The organism is Leptolyngbya sp. FACHB-1624 (assembly GCF_047649235.1).
Lineage (GTDB): Bacteria > Cyanobacteriota > Cyanobacteriia > Leptolyngbyales > Leptolyngbyaceae > Leptolyngbya > Leptolyngbya boryana.
Window position 1 is genome coordinate 5,251,932 of sequence record NZ_CP180258.1, and the last position, 24,969, is coordinate 5,276,900.

Annotated in this window: 22 protein-coding genes and 1 pseudogene; 11 read left to right on the forward strand and 12 right to left on the reverse strand. The window is 46.8% G+C overall.

The features are described from left to right. Window positions 1–129: 129 nt before the first annotated feature. From ACMUEV_RS25060 to ACMUEV_RS25070, 3 genes are all read right to left on the reverse strand, one after another. A complete protein-coding gene (locus ACMUEV_RS25060; protein WP_190647154.1) occupies window positions 130–558 on the reverse strand; it encodes a type II toxin-antitoxin system VapC family toxin in 429 nt (142 codons plus the stop codon). After that, a complete protein-coding gene (locus ACMUEV_RS25065; protein ID WP_190647153.1) occupies window positions 555–785 on the reverse strand; it encodes a hypothetical protein in 231 nt (76 codons plus the stop codon). The genes ACMUEV_RS25060 and ACMUEV_RS25065 overlap by 4 nt, the downstream gene beginning before the upstream one ends. A 143-nt stretch (window positions 786–928) precedes the next feature. Then, window positions 929–1,912, reverse strand: a complete 984-nt coding sequence (locus tag ACMUEV_RS25070; RefSeq protein ID WP_017286372.1) for an alpha-ketoacid dehydrogenase subunit beta — start codon at window positions 1,910–1,912, stop codon at window positions 929–931. Window positions 1,913–2,023: 111 nt separating this feature from the next. Here ACMUEV_RS25070 and ACMUEV_RS25075 point away from each other — a divergent pair, with 111 nt between their 5' ends. Further along, window positions 2,024–3,169, forward strand: a complete 1,146-nt coding sequence (locus ACMUEV_RS25075) for an aminotransferase class V-fold PLP-dependent enzyme (RefSeq protein ID WP_190647152.1) — start codon at window positions 2,024–2,026, stop codon at window positions 3,167–3,169. Window positions 3,170–3,226: 57 nt separating this feature from the next. On the opposite strand, the gene ACMUEV_RS25080 is transcribed toward ACMUEV_RS25075, so the two are convergent. Together ACMUEV_RS25080 and ACMUEV_RS25085 are read right to left on the reverse strand one after the other, a co-directional pair. After that, window positions 3,227–3,610, reverse strand: coding sequence for a DUF4346 domain-containing protein (locus ACMUEV_RS25080; protein WP_190647151.1), 384 nt, complete (start codon window positions 3,608–3,610; stop codon window positions 3,227–3,229). Window positions 3,611–3,640: 30 nt separating this feature from the next. Further along, window positions 3,641–4,831 carry a GNAT family N-acetyltransferase gene (locus tag ACMUEV_RS25085; RefSeq protein ID WP_190647150.1) on the reverse strand — a complete coding sequence of 397 codons (1,191 nt, stop codon included), beginning with the start codon at window positions 4,829–4,831 and terminating at the stop codon, window positions 3,641–3,643. Window positions 4,832–5,171: 340 nt separating this feature from the next. Between ACMUEV_RS25085 and ACMUEV_RS25090 the strand changes: the two genes are divergently transcribed. Continuing rightward, complete coding sequence (locus tag ACMUEV_RS25090) at window positions 5,172–7,208, forward strand: ATP-binding protein (RefSeq protein WP_190647149.1); 2,037 nt, start codon at window positions 5,172–5,174, stop codon at window positions 7,206–7,208. A gap of 43 nt (window positions 7,209–7,251) precedes the next feature. Here ACMUEV_RS25090 and ACMUEV_RS25095 read toward each other — a convergent pair whose 3' ends face one another. Both ACMUEV_RS25095 and ACMUEV_RS25100 read right to left on the reverse strand, forming a co-directional pair. Then, the gene (locus ACMUEV_RS25095) at window positions 7,252–8,232 is read right to left on the reverse strand and encodes a phosphodiester glycosidase family protein (RefSeq protein WP_190647148.1); all 981 of its coding nucleotides are present in this window, start codon (window positions 8,230–8,232) and stop codon (window positions 7,252–7,254) included. A 192-nt stretch (window positions 8,233–8,424) separates the two neighbouring features. Further along, the gene (locus tag ACMUEV_RS25100; RefSeq protein ID WP_190647147.1) at window positions 8,425–10,773 is read right to left on the reverse strand and encodes an HD family phosphohydrolase; all 2,349 of its coding nucleotides are present in this window, start codon (window positions 10,771–10,773) and stop codon (window positions 8,425–8,427) included. 401 nt (window positions 10,774–11,174) lie between these two features. Here ACMUEV_RS25100 and ACMUEV_RS25105 point away from each other — a divergent pair, with 401 nt between their 5' ends. Next, window positions 11,175–11,789, forward strand: coding sequence for a Crp/Fnr family transcriptional regulator (locus tag ACMUEV_RS25105; RefSeq protein ID WP_036044394.1), 615 nt, complete (start codon window positions 11,175–11,177; stop codon window positions 11,787–11,789). 76 nt (window positions 11,790–11,865) lie between these two features. Next, window positions 11,866–12,852, forward strand: a complete 987-nt coding sequence (locus tag ACMUEV_RS25110; RefSeq protein WP_190647146.1) for a methyltransferase domain-containing protein — start codon at window positions 11,866–11,868, stop codon at window positions 12,850–12,852. A gap of 94 nt (window positions 12,853–12,946) precedes the next feature. Here the strand turns inward: ACMUEV_RS25110 and ACMUEV_RS25115 are convergent, their stop codons facing one another. Continuing rightward, on the reverse strand, window positions 12,947–13,660 hold the full coding sequence (locus ACMUEV_RS25115) for a PEP-CTERM sorting domain-containing protein (RefSeq protein ID WP_190647145.1): 714 nt from the start codon (window positions 13,658–13,660) through the stop codon (window positions 12,947–12,949). A gap of 531 nt (window positions 13,661–14,191) precedes the next feature. Here ACMUEV_RS25115 and metG point away from each other — a divergent pair. The 3 genes from metG (at window position 14,192) to lptC (ending at window position 17,720) form a co-directional block, all read left to right on the forward strand. Further along, window positions 14,192–15,790: a methionine--tRNA ligase gene (gene metG, locus ACMUEV_RS25120; protein WP_190647144.1), complete on the forward strand. Its 1,599-nt coding sequence runs from the start codon at window positions 14,192–14,194 to the stop codon at window positions 15,788–15,790. A gap of 74 nt (window positions 15,791–15,864) precedes the next feature. Then, on the forward strand, window positions 15,865–16,482 hold the full coding sequence (locus ACMUEV_RS25125; protein ID WP_017286360.1) for an NYN domain-containing protein: 618 nt from the start codon (window positions 15,865–15,867) through the stop codon (window positions 16,480–16,482). A 107-nt stretch (window positions 16,483–16,589) separates the two neighbouring features. Next, a complete protein-coding gene (lptC, locus tag ACMUEV_RS25130; protein ID WP_225885746.1) occupies window positions 16,590–17,720 on the forward strand; it encodes an LPS export ABC transporter periplasmic protein LptC in 1,131 nt (376 codons plus the stop codon). A gap of 165 nt (window positions 17,721–17,885) precedes the next feature. Here lptC and psaB read toward each other — a convergent pair. Next, window positions 17,886–18,533: pseudogene (gene psaB / locus ACMUEV_RS25135) on the reverse strand (photosystem I chlorophyll a apoprotein A2); the annotation flags it as partial. A 65-nt stretch (window positions 18,534–18,598) separates the two neighbouring features. Beyond that, complete coding sequence (locus tag ACMUEV_RS25140) at window positions 18,599–19,576, reverse strand: helix-turn-helix domain-containing protein (protein WP_190647143.1); 978 nt, start codon at window positions 19,574–19,576, stop codon at window positions 18,599–18,601. A gap of 529 nt (window positions 19,577–20,105) precedes the next feature. Here ACMUEV_RS25140 and ACMUEV_RS25145 point away from each other — a divergent pair. Beyond that, a complete protein-coding gene (locus ACMUEV_RS25145; protein WP_017286356.1) occupies window positions 20,106–21,050 on the forward strand; it encodes a ParA family protein in 945 nt (314 codons plus the stop codon). A gap of 126 nt (window positions 21,051–21,176) precedes the next feature. Beyond that, window positions 21,177–21,863 carry an SAM-dependent methyltransferase gene (locus tag ACMUEV_RS25150; protein WP_190647142.1) on the forward strand — a complete coding sequence of 229 codons (687 nt, stop codon included), beginning with the start codon at window positions 21,177–21,179 and terminating at the stop codon, window positions 21,861–21,863. Here ACMUEV_RS25150 and ACMUEV_RS25155 read toward each other — a convergent pair. Next, window positions 21,850–22,254: an NIL domain-containing protein gene (locus ACMUEV_RS25155; RefSeq protein WP_190647141.1), complete on the reverse strand. Its 405-nt coding sequence runs from the start codon at window positions 22,252–22,254 to the stop codon at window positions 21,850–21,852. The two genes, ACMUEV_RS25150 and ACMUEV_RS25155, sit on opposite strands and share 14 nt — an antisense overlap. 221 nt (window positions 22,255–22,475) lie before the next feature. Here ACMUEV_RS25155 and ACMUEV_RS25160 point away from each other — a divergent pair, with 221 nt between their 5' ends. Both ACMUEV_RS25160 and ACMUEV_RS25165 read left to right on the forward strand, forming a co-directional pair. Continuing rightward, window positions 22,476–23,177 carry a PEP-CTERM sorting domain-containing protein gene (locus tag ACMUEV_RS25160; RefSeq protein WP_190647140.1) on the forward strand — a complete coding sequence of 234 codons (702 nt, stop codon included), beginning with the start codon at window positions 22,476–22,478 and terminating at the stop codon, window positions 23,175–23,177. Between the two features lie 134 nt (window positions 23,178–23,311). Next, the gene (locus ACMUEV_RS25165; protein ID WP_190647139.1) at window positions 23,312–24,490 is read left to right on the forward strand and encodes a SpoIIE family protein phosphatase; all 1,179 of its coding nucleotides are present in this window, start codon (window positions 23,312–23,314) and stop codon (window positions 24,488–24,490) included. Between the two features lie 34 nt (window positions 24,491–24,524). Here the strand turns inward: ACMUEV_RS25165 and ACMUEV_RS25170 are convergent, their stop codons facing one another. After that, complete coding sequence (locus tag ACMUEV_RS25170; RefSeq protein WP_190647138.1) at window positions 24,525–24,857, reverse strand: STAS domain-containing protein; 333 nt, start codon at window positions 24,855–24,857, stop codon at window positions 24,525–24,527. Window positions 24,858–24,969: the final 112 nt, after the last annotated feature.

The following is a 24,969-nucleotide window of genomic DNA, read 5'->3' on the forward strand; positions in this document are numbered from 1 at the left end:
ATGATAGCGCTTTCTATGCAGGACGTTGCATTCGATACGGTTCGAGTAATAAAAATAGCCTTACGAAGCCGCTAAGAAATTTGCTCCGGGGTTAGAACATTTGCAACAAGCTGACAATTCGATCGCACCCTAATCACCATTTTGCTGCCTGACTTGCTGCAACAATTCTTGAATGGATAACACGGGTATAGGGGAATTCAAAAACCCTTGAACATCACGAGTCACAATTGCTGCCAATCCTTGAGCAACCGCACTAAAAATTTGCACAGCATCTTCAAAATCAAGCACACCAGAGTTGAAAGCTGAGTCTAGAACGACACGATCGACCGGACAAACCATCATGGCAGTCAGTGTTTCTGAGACTGCTTGCCGCGCTTGCTCAATACTTCGGGTGTGCCTACGTGAGATGTAAAAAATATCCGTTAAGGTTGTCGCTGTAACGTATCCGATAACCTCTCCCACATCGATCGCCTGAAATAGCAATTCTGCATCTTGGGAAAAAGGCTCTCGTTGTAGCAGAAAGTCTAGAACAATATTGGTATCAATCAAAACTCTCACTGAAGATACTTCTCCAACCGTCGCTCTTCCAGCATCGTTGCCACTTCTTCATCAGTTGGGGCAGGCTGGTCTGTTTTCAACAAACCTCTCATTCGTTGGATTGCACCAGAGCGGACAGGTTGGGGTACTGAAGTATCTTGCAGAGATTCAATAATGGCAGAGATTAGTGCAAGGCGATCGCTGGGCGGCAACTTGAAGATTTGTGCCTTTAGTTCTTGTGACAACATAGACTTTCCCAGAATCAACAGGATTTACCGTCTAGTATGAGCGATCCCGTTCTTAATCACCAAATTGATGCTGACTTGATTGACATCGGTGAATCAGTTTAAGGTCAATCGATCGCTGTTCTTCAATCGATTGACCCTTCTCGCTACACCTTAAGCGGAACCATATTCCGAACTGCTTCCACAATCTGCGGCGGTTGCACAATCGTTAACGCTTCCAGTGTTCCGTTATAAGGAGTCGGAATATCTTGTGAAGACATCCGCAACACTGGAGCATCTAATTCATCAAAGAAGAGATCGTTAATCGAAGCCGTCAACTCTGCTCCAATTCCGCCCGTTCTCATACATTCTTCAACGATGATCACACGATGAGTTTTCCGAATCGATTCACCGATCGTTTCAAAGTCTAACGGCTTCAGTGAAAGCAAATCGATCACTTCCGCGTCATAGCCTTCTTTTTCCAACGTTTTCATCGCTTGCATCACGTGGTGACGCATCCGCGAATAGGTCAGAATCGTCACATCTTTACCTTTGCGAACGATTTCTGCCTTATCGAGCGGCAAGTAGTACTCTTCGTTGGGCAAATCTTCTTTCAAGTTGTACAGCAGAACATGCTCAAAGAAGAGAACAGGATTATCGTCACGAATGGCAGATTTGAGTAACCCTTTCGCGTTATAAGGCGTTGAGCAGGTCACAATTTTCAAACCTGGAACCGCTTGGAAATACGCTTCTAATCGCTGAGAGTGTTCTGCTCCGAGCCGACTTCCTACTCCACCGGGACCGCGAATCACAACCGGAATTTTGAAATTCCCGCCTGACGTATAGCGCAACATGCCCGCATTATTTGAAATCTGGTTAAACGCCAGCAGCAAAAATCCCATATTCATCCCTTCAATAATGGGACGCAATCCAGTCATTGCTGCACCAATCGCCATACCCGTGAAGCTATTTTCGGCGATCGGGGTATCCAACAATCGCAAATCGCCGTACTTCTTATGCAAATCTTTGGTGACTTTATAGGAGCCGCCATAATGCCCGACATCTTCTCCCATCACCAATACTGTCGGGTCTTTTGCCATTTCTTCGTCGATCGCTTCCCGAAGGGCGTTAAAGAAGATTGTCTCTGCCATTGCGTTTAAGGTGTAATGTGCTGCAAATACTTATCTTAGAGGAGCAAGCGCAATCCGCAAAGAGTCACGAATATTTCATCGTAGGATGAAGAGAGTGCTTAGAGTTGCGTTATGTCTTTACAACAGCATCGGGCTGAATTTCCATATCTCGCTGGGAAAGCGTATTTTAATTACGGCGGACAAGGAACGATGCCGCGATCGGCAATTGCAGCCCTCCAAGATGCAAATATTCGCTTTCAGGAATTGGGTCCTTTTTCCAGTGCAGCGAATTCCTGGATTGTGCAAGAAGGAAATTTGACGCGAGCAGCGATCGCAAAAGAACTCGGCACAACCGCAGACACAATCACACTCACCGAAGATGTCTCTGTTGGCTGTAATATTGCCCTGTGGGGAATCGATTGGCAAGCAGGCGATCACATTCTGCTCACCGATTGCGAACATCAAGGAATCGTGGCAGCCGTTCAAGAACTTCAGAGACGATTTGATTTAGAGGTTTCGGTTTGTCCCCTATTAGAGACTTTGAATTCGGGTGATCCAAGCGCGATCGTCGAACAGTTTCTCCAACCCAATACTCGTCTCTTCGTGGTTAGCCACATTCTCTGGAACACGGGACAAGTTTTGCCCCTTCAAGAAATGGTGGAAATTTGTCATGCGCGATCAGTACAAGTTCTCGTCGATGCCGCCCAGTCTGTAGGCGTTTTACCCCTAAATCTCACTGAATTAAACGCAGACTTCTACGCCTTCACTGGTCATAAATGGTGGTGTGGAGCGGCGGGAGTTGGTGCTTTGTACGTTCGCCCTGAAGCAAGAGAAACCTTACATCCAACCTTTATTGGCTGGCGCAGTGTGATCACCGATGCCAAAGGAACTCCCGAGCGCTTTCAATCCGATGGTCGCGCTTTTGAGATTGCCACTTCTGCGATTCCGCTGTATCCAGCTTTGAGAGAGGCGATTGCGTTTCATCAGCCCTTTGCCGAAACAAGATATTCAATGATTTGCGATCGCAGTGCGTACCTCTGGCAACGATTGAAAGCATTGCCGAGTGTGCAATGCCTCAAAACCTCGGCTCCTACTTCTGGACTCGTCTCATTTCAGTTAGAGAATGGCAAGCATCCGCAACTGGTTCAATATTTAGAGGAGAGAAACTTCTTTCTGCGGGTGATTCTGAATCCGAATTGTGTTCGGGCATGTGTGCATTACTTCACCACCGAAGAAGAAATCGATGCGTTAGCCCATGCGATCGAGGAATTCCTATAGGTTGCAAACTTCGGCTCCCCTTCACCAACTTCAGCACCAGCGGAGCCGAACCCGATTCTAATCTTGCACGTACTCTTGATCCCCAAACAAACAGGATTCTGCTCGTACAAATTCCCGACCCAAATACGCTGCATGATCCAATCGAGTAATACAGCAAGTTTCAGGCTTCTCAAACACTTCAATACACAACTCTTTCGCCGTCCGACCCCGAAAAATTGCACTCGGCTGTCGCTTCAAACCGCCGCTACAGGGCAACGGTTCACCCGTCTCGGGATCGCAGGCTAAACCTTTTTCGTTAATGGTATTCGTGTAAAAATCGGCGCAAATGACCCCGCCAGATCGATCGAGATAAATCAAAAAATAGCCGCTCGGATCGAGTTCAATAAACCGATTCGAGAGCTTGTCATCCAAAGCAGTGGGATTAAAAACCGCTTGAGTCATGAGAGTCCAACCCGTGTCAGCTTATCCATTCTAAATTTTGAAGTCGATTGTTTGTTGCTTAAACGGCAATTCTTGATTAATCGCGTCAATTTCTTGTTGTTCGAGATCATTAATCTGCTCAATATGCGATCGCAAAATCTGCGACAGCCGACTGTTATAGAACCGATGCAGCGAATGATTTGGCATTGCCGGAAAGCCTCGCCGCTTCTTATGCCGTCCACCCGCACCTGGATCAAACAGTTGAATGCCATTTTGAATGCCCCACTCGATCGGCGCGTAATAGCAAGCATCAAAATGTAAGCAATCAATTTCTTGAGTACAGCCCCAGTAACGACCATATAAGCGATCGCCCTTGGTCAGACAAAACGACATGCCGATCGGATGCTCATTCCCTTCTGCATAAGCTGCAAAAAACACAACGCGATGTCGGTAGCTCGTATAAAGCTGCTCAAAGAATTTCTTGGTTAAATACTTACTGCCCCACCAGCCAAACTTGTCACAAGTATCACTGTAGAAGGTATACATCAGCGAGAACATGGACTTCGGGATTTCATCCCCGGTCAGGATCTTAAAAGATAAGCCAGCATTCGTCACGGCTTTACGCTCACGCTTAATATTGCGGCGTTGATTGGCATTAAATGCGCCTAGATAGTCATCGAACGATTGATAGTTCTGATTCGACCAAATAAAACTGTGATGCAGCCAAGAACTAAACCCGTGACGTTCCATCACTGCCCGCCAATCGGGATCAACATAGAGAAGATTACAGCCCGAGATCCGATTTCGCGAACAGAAATGATCGATCGCGCTCACCATCATTTCGGTAATCTCGTCCTCGTCTTCTCCCGGTGCAATCAAAAATCGATACCCCTCAGCCGGGGTAAAAGGCGACATTCCTAAGAGTTTGGGATAATACTGAACTCCTAAGCGATCGGCTAAATCCGCCCACTGATGATCAAAAACAAACTCGCCGTAACTGTGACCTTTGATATACAACGGCGCGGCGGCAATCAATTCATTGTCTCGCCAGACTGTTAAATGATTCGGCATCCAGCCAGATCGAGCCGTAGTACTCCCCGAGGTCTCCAGAGTATGCAACCAGTCCCACTCCAAGAACGGCGTTTTCAGCGGCATTGCCAGAGCATCCCAGGCAAGCTGCGGAACTTCAGAAATTTTATTAATCCAAGCGATCGAGGTTCGGGGCTGGAATTGTTCAACCATATCCACAGTTCAGTAGCTTCATACAGGGTAATAGATTTGCTCAAATCTGGCATATCAGCCAGCATTGTATCCCCCACCCGGGTACTGCCATTTTGAAGAAATTCGAGCAAAACTGGTTAGAACGCTCTATCGCCGTTAAAGTAAAAATATGATTTTTGGTGCGAATTCGCTCAAGATCGTACATATAGCGGATGAATCATCTCGAACTATGCCGATAAGATCGTTCACTACTCGTTTCGGCAAAACTCTGCCTTGCCTCCGCTCATCGCTCTAGAAACTTGTCATCGCTCTTCTGCTCTGCCGCTTTCCTGTCTTCGTCCCCTATCCAGTCCTAGGGCTTATGGCAAAGTCACGTCAATCTTCGTTTCGTCGCATCCTGCTATGGCGTTTGTTACTCCTTAGTATTCCGGTGCTATTGACAGGCGAAGTTGTTGCGTATAAGAAAGCAAAATCAGGACTCCTTCAAACAGCGCGGTCTACCCTCACAGCTAGCGCTGTCCGCAAAGCAGAAGAACTACAAACTTCGATCGCCACTTTGCGATCGAATCTCGCTTTAGCAACCACGTCTGCCACACTTCAACTCGACTCTCCTCAAGCAACCTATGACTTTCTCGAGCAGTTGCAGCGCAATTCTCCACTCTCGCTGCAATGTATCCAACTGCTGAACTTGAAAACTCAAACTGTTCAGTCCAGTACATGTGGCAATCAACCGATCGTCCAGTTTCCGCGAGATCCCTGGCAAAATAGAGAGACTCCTGCCAATGTGGTCAACTCCAACAATATTGAGGTATCGCCTGGACAGCCTGCTAAAGTTGGCACAGAAGTTTCGGTTGATCATCAATTGAGCTTAGTCATGAGCGCGCCCGTGGTTCTCAAATCTGGAGAGCGTTATGCCTTGAGCGTGCAGGCATCGCTTTACTCAAAACCAGAGCCAGCAGTGAATGCAATTTCATCGGGCTATACCGTTGTCATTGATGATACGGGCGTGATTTTGGCGCATCCGATTCCTGAACGGATCGGGCGGAATATTCGCCAAGAAGCAAACTCTCAGCAGCTACAACGAGTGTTTGAACAGGCAATGGCGAGCAGTACCGTGGGAGCACGCGCCTCAAATGAACGCGAATCGCTTGCACCTGTCCTGTTTGAAGAGAACGGTGCAGAGTGGCTAGCCGGGAGCAGTGCGATTCAGGTGTCGCTGAAGAATGGAGAGACTTCGACGTGGGTTGTGCTCGCGGCAACTTCAGTTGACAGTGCGCTGTTTGGCTTAGGGGATATCAAGCAGGTTTTGATTATCCTTACCCTAGGTCTGTTAACTGCAATTTTATTAGCAACGCTCTATCTCACACGCGATTTGGCTCGTCCGATCGAGAAATTGAGCGAATACGCACTGAAAATCCGCCAGCGTTTTGATGGTGAGCGCGCCCCCAAGAATTTCAAGGTTCGAGAACTCAATTATCTCGCTGAAGCACTCGACAATATGGTGGAGCGTTTAGAAGAACGAGCCAGTGAGTTAGAAGCAGCGTGGCAAGAAGCGCAAGCAGCGAACCAAGTCAAAAGCGAGTTTTTGGCAACGACCTCTCACGAATTGCGAACTCCTCTGAATGCAATTATTGGCTGTGTCCGCTTGGTGCGCGATGGCTGTTGTGACGATCGTGAAGAAGAATTAGAGTTTCTTCAGCAAGCAGATGATGCGGCAATTCATTTGCTGAAAATCATCAATGATTTATTAGACATTGCCAAAATCGAAGCGGGCAAAGCAGAGCTGAGTCTGCAACCTGTGAACATTCGAGAAATGTGTGAGCAATGTCTGAAAATGGTGCAGCCGAGCGCCGAGATGAAGCGGCTGAAATTGGAAATGAAACTGGGCGATGATCTCGATCGTGTTCCCCTCGATGAACGGCGGGTTCGTCAGATGGTGATTAATCTGCTCTCGAATGCCGTGAAGTTTACGCCCGAGGGAGGCTCAGTGTCACTGATTGCCCGGATTGGGTATGGCTATCAACTGGTTCAAGATGTTCGCCCCGATCGCAGTCCGATTAATCAAGAGACCGCTTATCTTTGTCTAGAAGTCGAAGATTCCGGCATTGGCATTCCCAAAGATCGCTGGCATTTATTGTTTAGACCCTTTCAGCAGATTGATTCTTCCATGACTCGCAAGCATGAAGGGACAGGATTAGGACTAGCGCTGACAAAACGATTAGCAGAAATGCACGGGGGCACGTTGTCGTTCTGGTCGGTTCCAGATAAAGGCAGTACGTTTCGGATTTGGTTGCCGTGGTTAGATCCGTTTGCAGAAATAGAGGAAACGGATGCAGATTTATCGATCGCGCCTTCTCCTGTCAAACAATCTCAGCCGCTCAGCATTCAGAACAGCTAAGCACCCCGAATTCAATTCGTCTGACCTGATTGAATTGACAGGGCTATGGGTTAGCTGGATTAAACCTGAGTGCAACCTGATCATCTTGCTGAAAAGTTTGCCACGATCGCTTTAACGCTTCCGGCGCTGGAAATTTTGTGTCGTAAACCGTGATCACATTCGTCAAATCTCGACCCGCCGACTGTAAAACGCGATTGCCTGCCGCCAATGCCACCGACGTTCCCCCATCGAGATTCATCGCTTCATGCGCCCCGATCGCTCTCATAATCTCCGCTTCTTTCTGCAAGGTAATCGGCTTGTGGAAAGTTACCAAATACAACCGATTCGCGCTTTTGGGAAAGCCGATCGCCGATCGCGTCGCCACTCCCATAACCGATGGATCACTGAATCCTTCCTGCCGGGGACGAATCGATATTCTGCCTTGCTTCAACAATCGCGGACCCGCCGTCAACGAGAACCAATGCCGCTCCCACTTGGGCTTTCCCTCCGTTCGAGCGGTCACCATTTCGAGCTGATTGCCGCGCTTGAGTCCTAAAGTAGTTCCATAATTTTCCCAAGGACTGTATTTCAGAAAGCGACCAGCGGCAACCATATTGCCCATGACTCGCTTCTGCTCATCCATGCTAAAGAAAGTTCCGCTGGCGGTGATCGCAGCGCGATGCCGCTTCACCAGAGATTCAAACGCTTCATCGCCCCGAGTCGATCGGGCACTATTTGCCCGAATTGCCTCGTTTGCCAGCCCAATATTAATAAAAGTCTGCGGGTCTGTTAGATCGATCGTGACGAGGCGGATCGGCACCCCCGCAATCTTTCTTTCCACAACTGGGACTGGGCGCGCTACCCGAGACCGCTCAATTGAATCAGCAGCTTGAGCGATGCGAACAGGTTGAGGGGTAATGCCAACGCGAGGCAGCAAAATCGCACAGCTCAGCAGTGTACAGGTAGCCGTAACGGAAAAACTACCGGAAACAGACGATAACCAACGAATCATGAAGCGTTTCTTGGGAAAAACTCTGTCAATCATGCCTTGCTCGTGATTTTTTCAAGGACTGATTAAAAATACGTAATAACTCTGAGCAGAGATCTATCCTCAGGCAGAGGTAAAACCCTAACATTCTCACACCTAGCTTCATTCTCCATACAATTGCCGAGATGATCTGGAAAAGCTTCCAAGTTCAGCAAGATTTCATCAATTCGTCAATATTAGGTATCGAAATTACTTCGCTTTCGGATATGCAATACGTTGATGATTCGATTGTTGCCAGACTTGCACAAAAACTTCTGCGATCGTGCTCATTTCTGATCGCGTCAAGCCGGATTCACTCAACTGCCCATCCTTCCACCGGGCTGCCAAAATCTTGTTAATCATATTTAAGGCATCGTCTGGTGTGGCATCCTTGAGCGATCGCAGTGCCGCTTCACAAGAATCAGCCAACATCAAAAGCCCGGTTTCTCGCGATTGGGGAGCAGGTCCGTCATAGCGAAAATCCTCATCGTTGACGATGATCGTCTGATCCTGCTGAGCGCGTTGTAGGGCTTGGTGATGAAAATATGCGATCGTCATTGTCCCTTGATGCTCTGGGATAAACGCTTGCACGACCTTGGGCAATCGCGCGCGACGTGCCATGACTAAGCCTTCTGTCACATGCTTCTTGATAATGGCTGCACTCTGCCACGGATCATCAATCAGATCATGTTTATTCACGCCCCCCATTTGATTCTCAATAAATCCGAGGGGGTCATGCATTTTGCCGATGTCATGATAGAGCGTTCCCGCTCGGACTAATTCCACATTGCACCCCAGTTTCCGTGCAGCGGCTTCTGCCAGATTCGCAACAAATAAAGTATGTTGAAACGTACCGGGAGTTTCGGATGCCAACCGTTTCAATAACGCTCGATTAGGATTGGCAAGTTCGACCAAGCGTAAGGTGGTGACCACATCAAACAGATGTTCAAGATAGGGGCTAATCCCGATGGCAATAATGCTCCACCCTAATCCCAACAAGCCTTCTAAAACGGCTCCTCCGAGCAAACTGTACCAAGCAACTCCAGAAAGAGCGCCAAGCAGTAGAAAGAGCAAGCCTTGAGTCACTCCAACCCCTAATCCTAGAAAAGCTAACTCCTCGCGCGATCGCACTCTTGCAGCGAACAGTGCCACCGTGAGTCCAGCGATCGCACTCGGTAACCACTGCGTCCAAGTTAATCCCATGGCGATCGGCAAAATGATCGTCAGTAATCCTACCCCAGTGACAGCTAAAACCGAACCATAGAACGTTCCCATCAACACCCCGATCGCAGGTAAATTCGTTGAAGGCACATTGACCAAAATGAACAAGGGCGTGCTGAGACACATCAAGCCCACCAGCCAGTAGTCTCGATTCCGCAATCCTTTGGGATGATAGCGCTGTTCTAATCGCCAAAAAATAACAACGGAGCCACTGACACAGCCGAAGAGTGCCACTAACCCCCACCAATTTGTTTCGCGGCGACTCAGCTTAAAATAGTCAAGCAAAATAAATGCATCCTGCGTGATCTCTTCTCCTTGCTGAACGATCGCTCTACCCCGGTAAGCGTTCACCATCACAAGCTCAACATTATTTGCCGCAAGTTCGGCTTGTTGGCGGGTTCGATCTTCATCTTTGACTAAATTCGGTTTCAGCGCACTGACGAGGATTTGGGTTGCGATCGCTCTTGTTTCGGGCGGAGTTGCAATTTGCAAATTCAGTGTGATCGCATTTCTCACATATGTTTCTTCTAGCCCAGGTGCAATCCCTTGCATCAACATGCGATCGAGCGTTGCCATCACTTCGCCCTGCATTTTCTGCCACGCTACGTCAGAAACATCAAACAAAGTTGGATCGTAAGGCGCACTAAGCTGTGAACGAGCCGTGACATAGTGCTGCTGAGCCGTTGTGATTTTCGCTTCTAGACCCGATAGTCCATCCAGAGTTGTTTGATTTTTATTCCGAAATAGCTCTGTTGCTGCTCGGCGTTGGACTGGATCACTGATGCGATCGACGAGTTGAGTATTCGGAGCTTGAGTCGCTTCTAAGATCGCTTTCCATTCCCAGACTTCGGCTTTGCGTAAATATCGTTGAGTCGGTTCTGACAGCTTTTCAAGTTCGACATAGGGAAACTCTCCAGCGTCTTTCCGCAGTTTTAGTCCTGCATCTAAGTGGGATTGCACCGTTTTGCGAATTTCATCGGACAGAGCCACATCGGGCATCCAGACCGGAGTCGAAATGCTGCGCGCTGCTCTGCGTTTCTCTTCTGTCGCTTGTTTATTTTCGACTTGGGCATCTCTCGGCGCTGTGATCGTTTCAGGCGCAATCTTACCTATACTCAAACGAGGTTGGTCATAAAATCGCTGTCCCAATGCAGCAGATAGCACCAGCGAAGTGAGCACAATCGTCACAGGTTTCGGGACTTTAGGCTGTTTCCCTAACTGTTTTTGCAGCGCACTGACTCGTTGCAACGATCGCATCGACGCGGACTGCTTAAGATGCTTCCCCGACTCATTGCACACGTGTTGAATTTGTTGCGCCCAAGATCGAAGGGAGTTCATCACTAGCTCACCACCTAGTTTTAATCTTGTGGAATCGACAATGATCACACATGACCTACGCACCACTCTACTAGGTTTTGAGACATTTGATTAACCCTTCAACTACGGAAAAATGCGAGATCAATGCCCGTGATAATCGAATCTATCTATCGCTATTAAATATCATTAACTGACCTAGCATAAGATTTTCAAAGTTAAACGATAGTGATAATAAAAGGAACGTTTTTCGGGGCGATCCCGGTATAGTAAGTGAGAATAATTGCATTAATTTTTAGCCGCGTACAGCCTCTTTCCTCGGGTCTATGTCCTAAAAAATTGCAATTACAAATCCCAAAGAATCCTGAGATTTGAGTGTAACTTTCATCACATTAGCCTGTTCGTTCCCCTATCCCCAAATTCTTATGCCCCTGGTTCATTCCTCCTCCCTCAACTCACCCCTCACCCTGTCGCTTTTGAGATCGCCTAAGCTGCAGTTTCAGCGCAAAAAACTGTTAACGCTCCGTCCCGACTGTCTCTGGGAAATCGAAACAGGATATGTGCGTTCTGTAACTTGGACTGGATCTGGAGAAGTCACAACCCTTGGAATTTGGGGAGCAGGTGACATGATTGGGAAACCGCTGTCTCGACTCAAGCATTATCAACTCGAATGTCTCACAGACGTGACCGCACAATTAATTCCGACCTCAAACGCGGAAGCCCAAGCAGCATGGATGCGCTACACGAATCAAACCGAAATCATGCTGCAATTCATGCATATTCGATCGACGTCACAGCGATTACTCAAACTGTTGTACTGGCTTGCCGCAAGATTTGGCACCCAGGTCGATCAAGGGTATCTGCTTGATGTACCTCTCACTCATCAATTAATCGCGGAAATGCTTGGCACGACGAGAGTTACGGTAACGCGGATGTTCAATGACTTCGCTCAACAAGGCAAAATTTGTCCGCTGCCCCGACGTAAGCTGTTGATATTATGTGCTGATCTGGGGCGAGAACTGGCTGAATTTGAATTCTGAGATTGAACTGCGTTAGATTGACAGAAGTACAAACGTAGTAGATCCGCTTCGCTGCAGGCAACCCATCTCTGAATTCATGAATTTATCTCTCGTTCTCTGGCTCTTGATTGCCCTACCCATTCTCGGCATTGCTATTTATCTGATAACTCCTCGCCGATATCAATCTTCTGATTCGGTCGCAACGTCATATGACGCATGGACAGAAGATGGCATTTTAGAGTTTTACTGGGGCGAACATATTCACCTGGGGCATTATGGCGTACCGCCTCGCCGCAAAGATTTTCTTGTCGCAAAATCTGACTTTGTGCATGAAATGGTGCGCTGGGGTGGATTAGATCAGCTTCCCCCGGGCACAACTGTTCTCGATGTCGGGTGTGGAATCGGGGGCAGTAGCCGAATTTTGGCAAAAGATTATGGATTCGAGGTCACTGGGGTGACGATTAGCCCTCAGCAAGTCAAACGCGCTCAAGAATTAACGCCCGCGGGCGTCACCGCACAGTTTCGAGTCGATGATGCGATGGCACTTTCTTATCCCGATGCCAGTTTCGACATCGTTTGGTCAATTGAAGCAGGGCCACACATGCCAGATAAGGCGATTTTTGCTCGAGAATTAATGCGCGTTCTCAAACCCGGCGGCATTCTGGTTGTCGCCGATTGGAATCAGAGAGACGATCGTCAAATTCCGCTCAATTTTTGGGAGCGCCCGGTGATGCAACAACTTCTCGATCAATGGGCACATCCCGCTTTTTCGAGTATTGAAGGATTTTCTGAACAATTGGCGGCAACCGGATTCGTGGCAGGTGAAGTGATCACCGCAGACTGGACAGAACCGACGCTGCCATCCTGGCTCGATTCGATTTGGCAAGGCATTGCCCGACCCCAAGGCTTAATCAAATTTGGGGCATCAGGCTTGATCAAATCCCTGCGAGAAGTTCCGACCTTGATCCTGATGCGAATTGCTTTTGGCACAGGTCTTTGCCGATTTGGTATGTTTCGCGCTCAACGCAATACTGCGACCTCTGATCGATCGCACAATCTTTCAACAGCGACCGCTCCCCTGTAATTGAAACCGCAAAATAAAACCCCTCGATTGAAGAGGGGTGAAACTCGTTAAACACTTTTAGATGTAATCCAACTCACAAGCAAGGCGATCGAACTTACTCTTCAATTTGAGTTTGTTTTTTGCGCTTCAGCAGCAACGCGCCACCGACCGCGGTCAAGCCCAAAATTGCAGTTGGTTCAGGAACCGAAGCCATGCGGAACGAGTGGTTGTCCGACTCAAAACCGCCGCCCCCGATTTGCGAAATCACAATCCGGTTGAAGTACTGATTCTTCTGGGTAGCGGTGAAATGGACGAACCCATTTCCTTCATTGCCATGTTGTGCAGCTCGTACTTCAGCCATTGGATTCACATTGTCGTAGCTAATCTTCTCGATCAGACGATCGCCATCGAAGAACGAGAACACGTTGCCAGGACTCATTGCGCCCCAGTTGATTCCGAAGTAATCCAAATGGTTGGCTAAATCGATCGTCACATCGTTGCCAGCAAACACAGCGAGGTAGTTACTCGTATTCACTTGTCCATTGACACCTGCGGGTGCCCAGACATCAGAACGGACGCTGCTAGACCCATCGTTTTTCTGGAAGCTGTATTTCGCAAATCCCGTTGTCGGCACACTGCCAGAATTGAAATCTACAGTTTTCGTTCCTGGAAGTTGCAAATCAGAGTATGCCCCCTGATTTGTAACGCCGCCTGGTCCAGTCGTACCATGTGTAATGCTGAAGCTGATCGCTTGAGCCGATCCCGTGTGACTGATAATTGCGATCGCCGACAAAGCTGTAACCGAGAGTAAACTTTTGATAACCTTCATAAACTCGATTTCACGCACTAACTCTATGCGTCCATTATTTGTTTAGCCAAGGGCAGAAGCTTTGAGAAAATGTACTGAAGTTTCGATAAAATGCACTTTGTAAAACTTTGTAAATATTGACCGAGGAACCGCAAAAGCCCGTAAAAGTTTTTGAAAGCAATCGTAAATCTTGCAAGACGGTTTCGATAGTTCTACTCAGTTTTTGAGTAACTTGAGACAGTTTGTGCTTCACTTGTATTCCTGCAAGTCAGAAAAAGGCAGGGAAAAAGCAACATGGGCGATGAATTCAAGAACTCTCCGCAGATTTGCAGAGATGGTTTTATTGGGAGAGTGACTCATGCAGAGTGGAAACTGCGCCCTTTTTATTCGATCAGCCCAGCAAGATTTAAGATTTGACCGCACATCTTGCACAACGTTGCTGGTTAGAATTGGAAAGTACTTTGACTCGATGTACGCTTTTTCCATTGTTGTTTAGCTAATCCAATCCAAGCCTTGCCCGGATCACTTACAAGGCTTATTTCTAGATAATCTATGAATTTTCAACCCACAGAAAACTCTACTTTCTCGCTCACCACTCCACTCTATTATGTGAATGATTCGCCGCATATTGGCAGTGCGTATCCAACAATTGCAGCGGATGCTTTAGCGCGATTTCAAAGGCTTCGAGGTCGATCCGTGCGATTTGTGACCGGGAGTGATGAACATGGACAGAAGATTCAGCGCACCGCAGAAGCCTTAGGACGCACTCCGAAGGAGCACTGTGATCTGGTCGTTGAAAGCTTCAAAAAGCTGTGGGCGCAGTTAGATGTGAAATACGATCGCTTTATTCGCACCACCGATGAGCCACATGCTGCGATCGTCAAAGAATTTTTTCAGCGAGTGTGGGAAAACGGCGACATTTATCTGAGTCAGCAGAAAGGCTGGTATTGCGTTGCCTGCGAAGAGTTTAAAGAAGAGCGCGACTTGTTAGAGAACAAGCACTGTCCGATCCACGTGAATAAACCAGTGGAATGGCGCGATGAAGAGAACTACTTCTTCAGACTTTCTAAGTATCAAGAGAAATTAGAAAAGCTTTATGCCGAGGTGCCTGAATTTATTCAGCCGGACATTCGGCGCAATGAAGTCCTGAGCTTTGTCAGTCAAGGCTTGCGGGATTTCTCAATTTCTCGCGTTAATTTTGATTGGGGTTTTCCGGTTCCGAATGATCCGAACCATACAATATATGTATGGTTCGATGCGCTACTCGGTTACATCACAGCATTATTGGAGCCGGATCAAGCGCCAACTTTAGAAAATGCCATTTCTGAGTGGTATCCCTTCAATGTTCACATCATTGGCAAAGATATTCTGCGCTTTCATGCGGTCTATTTTCCAGCCATGCTCATGTCTGCCGGATTGCCACTGCCCGATCGAATCTTTGGTCACGGATTCTTGGTGCAAGATGGTGTCAAGATGGGCAAGAGCGCGGGGAATGCGATTGATCCGGTCGCTTTGGTTGAGCGCTACGGAGTCGATGCCTTTCGATACTATTTTCTAAAAGGTATCGAATTCGGACGCGATGGAGTCTTTGATGAAGTTCGCTTTGTCGATTTGTGCAACGCCGACTTGGCGGATAACTTCGGAAACTTACTCAATCGCGCTTTGGGACTGATTCACAAAAATAGTGGGGGAGTGGTTCCTGAGGCAGAGATTGCGATCGATCATCCTTTGCGATCGATTGCAGAAGGATTAGAAGACCGAGTTGCACAAGCTTACGAAGCCTTGAGGTTTGATACAGCCTGTGAAGAAACCTTAACTCTTTTACGAGCAGGTAACAAATATATCAATGAACAAGCTCCTTGGTCATTGTACAAACAGGGGAAACCCCAAGAAGCAGAGCAAGTTCTTTATGCAGTATTGGAATCAGTCAGGCTTGCAGCGTATTTGCTCGCCCCTATTGTTCCACACACGAGTACTGCGGTTTATCAACAATTAGGTTTTAGTATTGATTTTAATAACAGTAGCTTAATTGATGTGTCAACCTCCTTCCCCAATCAAGCAAGATGGGGAATACTTCGAGCTAAACAACAACTTCAGAAACCCCAACCTGTCTTTCAAAAACTTGAACTTCCGATTGAAGGTTCATCTTAGTTTTCTAAGTCTCTGTTGAATGTCGCTTCTTTATTTCGTTCAAAACCTTTCATAAAAAATTGAGGATATCAATTGTGTTGAATCATCTGAATCATGAGCCGGAGACGGTATTTTCTCCGGAGCAAGTCCTAGAAAATCGCGGGAGAGTTGCCATTTTCATTGATGGCTCAAATTTGTTCTATGCAGCCCTTCAGCTTGGCATTGAGATTGACTACACTAAGCTGCTGGTGCGCTTAACTTCTGGATCAAGATTGCTGCGATCGTTTTTCTATACTGGGGTCGATCGTACCAACGAGAAACAGCAGGGGTTTCTCTTGTGGATGCGACGCAATGGGTATCGCGTCATTTCTAAAGATTTAGTACAATTGCCAGACGGCTCGAAAAAGGCAAACTTAGATGTCGAGATTGCGGTCGATATGATGTCACTGGCAGGGTCTTATGATACTGCTGTCTTAGTCAGTGGCGATGGGGATTTGGCATATGCAGTGAACGCTGTCAGCTATCGTGGGGTGCGAGTTGAGGTTGTGAGCTTACGATCGATGACCAGCGATAGTTTGATTAATGTTGCGGATCGCTATATTGATCTCGACAATATTAAAGAGGATATCCAGAAAACACCGCGCAGCTACACGTATCGTCCGCTGTCAGGAATTGGCTTGATGGATGAACACGACGATCAACATTCATCCTAAAGTTAAGTGATAATTTGGGGAGCAGAATCGAGATTGATTCGTCTAAATTCTCGATCGCTCCCCAGATTTTTTACTTGAGGGCTTGTATTTTGCGTCGTTTTATTCTTTTGAATCTAGCGTTAATCACACTTTTAATGAGCACGACTGCCTGCGGAAATCGTAACCGAGCGGCAGAGCGTTTGGCAGAGGGAACCAAAGAGGCTCAGAAGTTTGATAGTAATCTGACCTTTAAGAATATTACGTTGGAGCAGGCGAACGAGAAAGGACAACTTTTGTGGAAAGTGAATGCCGAGGAAGCCGTTTACGCGAAGGATAAGAAGACGGCAACCATTCAGAAACCCAGAGGTGAGCTTTTTCAAGATGGGCAAACCGTTTTTAAGATTGAAGCAGCGCGCAGTGAAATCAAGGAAGATGGAAAATCGATCTTGATGCGAGGACAAATCACGGCGACCGATGTTCGAGATGGCTCTGTCCTAAAAGGCAAGGAATTAGAGTGGAAGCCTGCTGAAGATGTGTTGATCATTCGGGACGGCTTTACAGGAGATCACAAACAGGTGCAGTTAGCCGCCAAAGAAGGAAGATTTCTCACTCGGGCGCGTCGCGTGGATGTCATGGGGCAGATTGTCGCTCAGGTGAAAGAGCCGACGATGCAAATGCGGGGGGAAAAACTGAGTTGGGAGATTCAGAATCAGAAATTGAAGAGCGATCGTCCTCTGCAAGTCGATCGCTATGAAAATAAACAGCTCACGGATCAAGGCAGCGCCGAACAAACCGAAGTTGATCTCAAAGCGAAAGTCGTGAATCTGCGTCAGAATGCTCGGATTGCACTCAAACAGTCTGGCACTCAGATTACGGGCAATGCTTTGAATTGGAACATTGATCAAAAAACTTTGGTGGCAAGTGAGCCTGTAACGATCGTCAATTCGGCTCAACAAGTCAGATTGACCGCGAACCAAGCAGAGATGCAAATCGATCAGCAAGTGGCAACCTTAACGGGCAATGTGCAAGGGGTCGGGGAGAAAAATGGATCGCGGTTGAGCGCCAATCGAGTCGTGTGGTATCTGATCACGCAGCAATTTCAAGCCAATGGCAATGTGAGCTATCAACAGAGCAATCCGCCCTTTAGCATTGCAGGTCCGCAAGCATCTGGAAAACTCGATGATCAGCAGGTTGCAGTTCAAGGCAGCCAAGAAGGGCGAGTCGAACTGCAAATTACACCTCAGGGAGCAGGGCGATAATTTTCATCGGCAAATTGCAAAACTCCGAGCTTTTGTAAAAACTCGGAGTTTTTTCGACTAGGGATTGCTTAGTCTGTAGTCAGCAGAGACAAATCGTGAGCTTAGGAAGCAAATCACAGCGATCAGACGAGCCGCAAATTCATCGCTTTCCATTTTTCGCCACCGTCAGCTAAATTTACCGGTTGTCGCTGCAATCAAGAAAGCAGCATACGTCAGGATATAGCCGACCGTAAAGTGAACTAAGCCAACCAGCCAACCTTGAACGATCGATAAAGCAACAGGTTTATCTTTGAATCGAACTAAATTTGCCAGCGGTGTGCGTTCATGTGCCCAGACTAAGGTTTCAATTAGCTCTTGCCAATAGCCACGCCAGCTAATCAAAAACATAAAGCCAGTTGCCCACACTAAATGACCAAACAGGAACATCCAAGCCCAAACAGACAAATTACTCGTTCCGTAAACGTTATAACCATTGATCAGCGGAGCCGAGTACTGCCAGAGATAATCGCGCAGCCAACCCATCAGATAAGTTGAGCTTTCATTAAACTGTGCGACATTGCCTGACCAGATCGCTAAATGTTTCCAGTGCCAGTAGAAAGTCACCCAGCCGATCGTGTTCAACATCCAGAAAGTTGCTAAGTAGAAAGACTGTTCCCAAGAAGCAATCTGACAAGTACCACCGCGTCCAGGACCATCGCAGGGGAAGTTAAAGCCAAAGTCTTTCTTGTCTGGCATTAGCTTACTTCCACGAGCATCGAGCGCACCTTTCAGACAGATGAGCGTCGTCACATGTAATCCTAATGCGATCGCATTCTACTGATAGACGGAGATCTGTGTAAAACCTGGATGTAGCCAGGATATCAATCTCGATAGTTTTTTTATGTTGCTGCTCGTAGGATGATGTGATTGCTCGAATCATACTGAATCGTACCTTCTTCTTGAAGTCGATTGAGCAATCGAGTGATAGTTACCCGTGTCGTCGAACAAGCATTCGCGATATCTTGGTGAGTCAATCTAGCTTTGAGCCGAATCCCCTCGCTAGTAGGCTCACCAATCTCTTGAGCGAATAGTGTGAGCAGCCCAATCAAGCGATCGCTGACGCGAAGCTGTCCATGCAGCGTGAGTAGCCGTTCCGTTTGCTGTAATCGTTGGGTAATCAGCGGAACAAGCGCTTGTGCTAAAGTTGCAGACTGACCCAATTCCAAGAGAGAAACAGAGACAAGCTTTACTTCTGATGAAAGAGCCATAGCTTGATAGATAGGGAGACTGGTTAAACTTTTTCCAAAGACCATTCTTTCTGCGACAATGCCTACTAAAACTTCTTCTCCGGTCTCTGTAAAACTACAAAGCTTAACAACTCCCTGTGTGACTAACCAAATCGATTGGGCTGCTAGAGGAATAATTTCACCGCGATTGTATTGGAGTAGCGATCGCGGTTCGAAATTTGTTGGACTGAGTGCAGCAGTCGTTGCTTCCGGCTCACAGTTTCGCGGCTCACTGATGATCCAGCGTAGCGCCAAGAGCTTTCCTTGAGCGCGAATTGTATCTACAGTAATTCGCGCATCAAACTGCTGATGTGCATTATATTGAAGCTTGGCTGAGAATTGAATATGATCGCACCCTACAACATCGGTCAGCGCAGTGCGAAATCGATGCCGATCCTCTAGTGCAATGAGAACTGAAAACGGTTTATCGATTAAATGTTGCGATCGTCGATTTAGCAATGCTGCGGCTGCTAAATTAACATCTTGAATTTTGCCTTGAATATCAGTAACAAGATAGCAGTCAGGTGCAAATTCAAATAAATTTTGATATCGTAAGCGCTCAGCATAAATGTCATGATAGTTGCTGTCCAAGACTTCACTCTGACGATTTAATTCTTCGACAGCAACTTCAAGTTCTTCTGAGACAACGCCTAGTTCCTTTAAGGCGATCGAAAAAAATCACTTGTTGGAGTCTGTTTCGAGTTTTTATATAGATCAAGAATCTTCACGTTCATTGTTTGAATTTGCTGACTTAACAAATGCCCTGTCTTCATGCGAATTCTCTCCTCCTAGCGTGAATATAAAACAGCATATGTAACGATTGTAGGAGCGCCTATTCACCATAATGTAGATGTCTGAAGCGTTTACGTTGCCTAGATCACATTCATTGTTGTGATGACCAATACTAGAAAAGTTTACATTCCCGCTGAAATAGGCTAGAGTTCCCGCAATCCGAAATATCATGCGAATTTAGTCTCGCTTAAGCGTAATACTCATCCTTAGATCTTTAGCTCTCCCCACGAACTGTTCTAGGGATTTGTGTGTCTGAGGCAACGCAGTACGGTATGATGTGCCGCATGTTTCGGTGGCATTTTTGACAAGCAATTTGCGGGAGGAGAAAATGACTTATACGATCGCAATGACCAACATGAAGGGCGGCGTGGGCAAAACCACGATGTCTGTGAATTTGGCGACTTGTTTAGCAAAGTTTCACCAGAAGCGGGTGTTGCTCGTCGATTTGGATACGCAGATCAGCGCGACCTTGAGTTTGATGACTCCTGCCGATTTTGCCAAGCTACGGAATGATAAGCGTACCTTGAGGCATTTAATTCATCGTGCGATTCTGTCTGATCCGAAACTTCCCCAAATCGTTCCCGATGCCATCCACAAGTATGTGTGTCAAGTAAAAGGCTTTGATCTTTTGCCAGGAGATATTGATCTCTATGATGAGTTTTTAGTCTCTCAAATGTTGCACAAAACGGCCGTGCAGAAAGGTCAAGCAGATTTTGAGCAAGTCTGGAATGAATTTGAAAAGAATCTGATTCGGCAAGTACTAGACCCGATCGCGAAAGATTACGACTTGATCATTCTCGATTGTGCGCCGGGATATAACTTGATTACTCGGAGTGCATTACTCGCGAGTAATTTTTATCTGATTCCAGCCAAGCCAGAACCTCTTTCTCTGATTGGAATTCAACTTCTAGAACGTCGTCTTGCTAAGCTCAAAGAAACTCACAAAACAGATACCGAGCAAGTTGAATTAGAACTACTCGGCATTGCCTTTTCGCTCTCTGGCAATCTATTGACGAGCCGTTACCACGGACAGGTAATGAAGCGATTGAATGAAGATTTTAGTGAGGCGAAGCTGTTTAAAACGCGAATTCCATCCGATGTCAATGTCTCGAAAGCAATCGATAGTTTTACTCCGGTTGTCCTCAATAATCCAGGAACTTCAGGATCAAGAGCCTTTGCAATGCTAGCTCAAGAATTGCTACAAAAGCTCTCGCTTCTGACTCGCACAAGCCAGGCAGCGTCGAAAAATCTCTCGCTAGCAGCTTTAGACTAAGATGCCTGGGAAACCGCTATACGAAGCTTGATCCGTTCAATCGTCTCGGGCTGAGACGCTCCCACTCAATTAACTGCCGCAAATGTGGGAGCCAGAATTTTATCTTGATTGTTGAGCGAGGTTAGCATGGGATTACGACTGGAGCAGATTGTACCGTGGGGTCGATCGCTGACTGAATATATTCAGATGTTTGATCTTTCTGAAACCGATCTTCAGAGCAACATTCTAGACTGTGGCGGTGGGCCTGCAAGTTTCAATGCAGAACTGACTCAGCAGGGGCATTCGGTCATTTCCTGTGATCCGATTTATCAATTCTCAGTGGCAGAAATTCAGCAGCGAATCGATGAAACTTATGATGTCGTTCTGAGCAAGGTTGAGGCAACGCGAGACAATTTTATTTGGAAGACGTTTCGATCGCCGAAAGAAATGGGACAGTCTCGGATGAATTCGATGCAGAATTTTCTCCAAGACTTTCCGATTGGATTTCAGCAAGGACGCTATCAAACCTGCGAATTACCGAATCTGCCTTTTGCATCGAAACAGTTTGATTTAGCGTTGTGTTCTCATTTACTGTTTCTATACTCTGACCAGTTGTCACTAGAATTTCATTTAGCCTCTATTTTAGAAATGTGCCGTCTATCTGCTGATGTGAGAGTTTTTCCACTTCTACTGAATATGACGGGTGAAATGTCTCCATTTGTTGATCCCATCATTCAAGCATTGCAAGCTCAAGGCTACTCTGCCACAATTCAGCAAGTGCCTTATGAATTTCAGCGCGGTGGCAATCAAATGCTACGGGTTAGAACGTTGTAGAAATCGCTTGGACTGGACAAGTTGGAATACATTGCTCACAGACGATACAGCGCGATCGCGTAAACGTTAATCGAAACGTCTGCGGATCGAGCGTTAATGCCTCTGTCGGGCAAACTCCTGTACACAGTCCGCAATGCACACAGGTATCTTCATTGATCGTAATCTCGCGACTGGCAAATGAGACGTGAATATCCTGCGATCGCATCCAATCGATCGAGGCATCGAGTTGATCAATATCTCCTGACAATTCGACCACTAATTTACCCACTTGATTCGGCGCAACCTGAGCGCGAATAATATTCGCTGCCACATTGAAATCTTTAGCTAATCGATAGGTCACGGGCATTTGCACAGACCGTTTCGGAAACGTTAGGGTGACTCGTTTTTTCACAGTTCGATCTCCAGGTTGCTTCACTGAAATTATATGAATTTTTTGTAAAGCGCTCCGTACAATCCCGGAATTCCGGCAGAATAATTAAGGCACCGTGTCTACCAACACTTTAACTTTATACAACCTTCACGCTCTGTCTATTTTTTATCCGATTCGATTTCCGAATCTCTTGAGCTTCATCAGGGGCAGCCTATCGTCCACCTCACATGGAGTACGTTGAAATGGCTACCTCGCTTCAGAAAGGCGGATTTGCCCTGTTTCTCACGGCGGCTGCAAGTTTAAGCACGATCGCACCTGCCCATGCCGCGATTGTCACGGTCAATAATTCTGGTAATTGGATCAATGGAACAGATACCCTAGCCAATTTAGGACTCAATCTCGTTTCAATCCCAAATGGTGCAGAAGCCTTTGGAGTTTATTTAGACAAGATCAGTTCACCACTCGGTGACATTGAATTTAGCCCCAGTGTTGTTAAGCGACCCATCGGCCCCAATCAAGCAACAGATTGGCTCACTTGGAGTAATGGCTATCAGGGCGAAGTTTATGCGGCCTATAACACCACAACGCTCAACCTGAAGTTACCCAATCTCATCGCGTTTGATTTTTATGCTGAGCCGAACGTATTGGATTCGTTTACGATTTCTGCGATCGCCCAAAGTGGGACTGTTTCTGATGTCCTAGCTCAGTCGATCAATGGCAACGCAGGGGCACAGTATTTCGGCTTTTACTCCGATGATCCGCTTGATCCAATTCAGTCGATTCAGATTAGTGCTCCGGAGACAGCAAATGGATTTGCGATCGCACAGATGCGAGGTGCTAGAGCTTCCGCAGCTACAGTTCCTTCTCCCGCCCTTCTCCCTGGAATGATTGTCATGGGCTTAGGTATGTGGCGAAAATATCGGTCAAAATCCGATTTAGGCTAGTACTCGCCGAAAGTATTACTCCAGCCAAAAATATCAGCGGGCGCGCGCATGAATGCAATGTCACATCTCATGCTTAAGTCGAACTAGGTTCGGGCATTCTAGGCATTAAGAGAAGCGCCCCGCTGAGTTTTCATATGTTCCGAATCCTAGTGATTGACAATGATCAATTAATCCGTAAACTTCTAAAAAAACTTCTGCAAAATCAAGGTTATGAAGTCTTTGAGGCAACCAGTGGAGAAGAAGGGTTAACACTCATTTCCTCGATTTGTCCTGCACTGATTCTCTGCAACTGGGATTTACCCGGAATTGATGGGGTTTCAGTCTGTCGAGCCTTAAAAGCTGATCCAAATTGGTCGGATATTTATGTTGTTCTACTCAATGCTCAGCCATCAGCAGAACATCACATTAAAGCTCTCGATCAAGGAGCCAATGATTTTCTCTCAAAGCCGTTCCAGATCAGTGAACTCAGTGCTAGATTACGCGCAGGGCTGCGCGTTTACCAGGCATTTCAAGAACAGCGGAGACTCACTCAAGCATTAAAAGTTCAGCAAGAGCGCTTAGAGTCAGAAATTGCTGAAGCAGCGGACTATGTGAGATCGCTCTTACCCACGCCGATGAATGATAAGGTCATGACGCGATCGCAGTTTCTTCCGTCTCGACAGCTTGGCGGAGACTGCTTTGACTATCATTGGCTCGATGCTGATTTTCTAGCAATGTACTTACTGGATGTCTCTGGACATGGCTTAGGAGCCGCATTGGTGTCTGTGTCGATCCAGAATATTCTCCGCGCTCAAATCTTACCTGGAACTAACTTCTATCAACCCGGATTAGTGCTGACTGCCTTAAACGAAGCTTTTGCTTCCGGGCAAGCAGACAATTGGGACGCTGACACACCGGAGCGCTATTTCACAATCTGGTATGGAGTCTACAACTATTCCAAGCAACTTCTGATGTACGCGAGTGCAGGGCATCCTCCTGCACTGGTGCTGTCTGGGCAATCTCCTCATCATCAAGTCCATCGTCTCAGAACACCCGGAACTCCGATCGGGATGTTTCCAGACACTAAGTACAAAACTCAATTCTTCAGAGTAGAGCAAGAAAGTACTCTCTACCTTTTTAGTGATGGCATCTATGAATTCATGCAGCCGAATGGCGAAATCTGGAATCTCAATAGCTTTATTGATGTCGTGAATCAGTGTCACCGCTCAGACTCGATCGACAACTCAGCAGCGATTATTCAGAACGTTCAACATCTCACCGATCGCAAAGATTTTGATGACGATTGCTCGTTACTTCAGATCAAATTGAAGTAAGACAAGAACTCCAAGTTCTCAAAAACCCGGAGTTTCAGATTGCGGAACAGTTTGCTTTGGTCTGATAAAACGCTTCTCGATCAGGAAAAATTTCAAAAAACTGAGCAACATCTGCTAATTCCAGCAGCATCCTCACCTCTTGTCGAACCGAGCAGAGTGATACGGTTCCATCTGCTCCATTTACGAGCTTCAGCACACTGACCAGCGCACCTAATCCAGCACTGTCCATAAAAGTCACTTGCTCAAAATCGATCAAAACCTCGATCGCACCTGCTTCGATGAGCTTTGCGATGTTTTGTCTAAACTGCTTTGCTTGGAGATGACTCAGAATGCCACTTAGCTGAATAACTTTTATAGGGAGACTCATAGACGATGACCAATTGACCTAATTGTTACTTTATCCGACGGGAACCCCTAGGTAATATAGCCCTGATTTTTCAAGAAGCTGCTTATGTAAAATTCCAGATTTTTACTTTCAC

Bases quoted from the DNA above. Each gene is read 5' to 3' on its own strand.
- ACMUEV_RS25065 (WP_190647153.1), bottom strand. From the start codon at position 785: ATGTTGTCACAAGAACTAAAGGCACAAATCTTCAAGTTGCCGCCCAGC.
- ACMUEV_RS25165 (WP_190647139.1), top strand. From the start codon at position 23,312: ATGTTCCGAATCCTAGTGATTGACAATGATCAATTAATCCGTAAACTT.
- ACMUEV_RS25090 (WP_190647149.1), top strand. From the start codon at position 5,172: ATGGCAAAGTCACGTCAATCTTCGTTTCGTCGCATCCTGCTATGGCGT.
- ACMUEV_RS25085 (WP_190647150.1), bottom strand. From the start codon at position 4,831: ATGGTTGAACAATTCCAGCCCCGAACCTCGATCGCTTGGATTAATAAA.
- ACMUEV_RS25160 (WP_190647140.1), top strand. From the start codon at position 22,476: ATGGCTACCTCGCTTCAGAAAGGCGGATTTGCCCTGTTTCTCACGGCG.
- ACMUEV_RS25095 (WP_190647148.1), bottom strand. From the start codon at position 8,232: ATGATTGACAGAGTTTTTCCCAAGAAACGCTTCATGATTCGTTGGTTA.
- ACMUEV_RS25070 (WP_017286372.1), bottom strand. From the start codon at position 1,912: ATGGCAGAGACAATCTTCTTTAACGCCCTTCGGGAAGCGATCGACGAA.
- ACMUEV_RS25075 (WP_190647152.1), top strand. From the start codon at position 2,024: ATGTCTTTACAACAGCATCGGGCTGAATTTCCATATCTCGCTGGGAAA.
- ACMUEV_RS25150 (WP_190647142.1), top strand. From the start codon at position 21,177: ATGGGATTACGACTGGAGCAGATTGTACCGTGGGGTCGATCGCTGACT.
- metG (WP_190647144.1), top strand. From the start codon at position 14,192: ATGAATTTTCAACCCACAGAAAACTCTACTTTCTCGCTCACCACTCCA.
- ACMUEV_RS25115 (WP_190647145.1), bottom strand. From the start codon at position 13,660: ATGAAGGTTATCAAAAGTTTACTCTCGGTTACAGCTTTGTCGGCGATC.
- ACMUEV_RS25105 (WP_036044394.1), top strand. From the start codon at position 11,175: ATGCCCCTGGTTCATTCCTCCTCCCTCAACTCACCCCTCACCCTGTCG.
- ACMUEV_RS25080 (WP_190647151.1), bottom strand. From the start codon at position 3,610: ATGACTCAAGCGGTTTTTAATCCCACTGCTTTGGATGACAAGCTCTCG.
- ACMUEV_RS25100 (WP_190647147.1), bottom strand. From the start codon at position 10,773: ATGAACTCCCTTCGATCTTGGGCGCAACAAATTCAACACGTGTGCAAT.
- ACMUEV_RS25170 (WP_190647138.1), bottom strand. From the start codon at position 24,857: ATGAGTCTCCCTATAAAAGTTATTCAGCTAAGTGGCATTCTGAGTCAT.
- ACMUEV_RS25110 (WP_190647146.1), top strand. From the start codon at position 11,866: ATGAATTTATCTCTCGTTCTCTGGCTCTTGATTGCCCTACCCATTCTC.
- ACMUEV_RS25145 (WP_017286356.1), top strand. From the start codon at position 20,106: ATGACTTATACGATCGCAATGACCAACATGAAGGGCGGCGTGGGCAAA.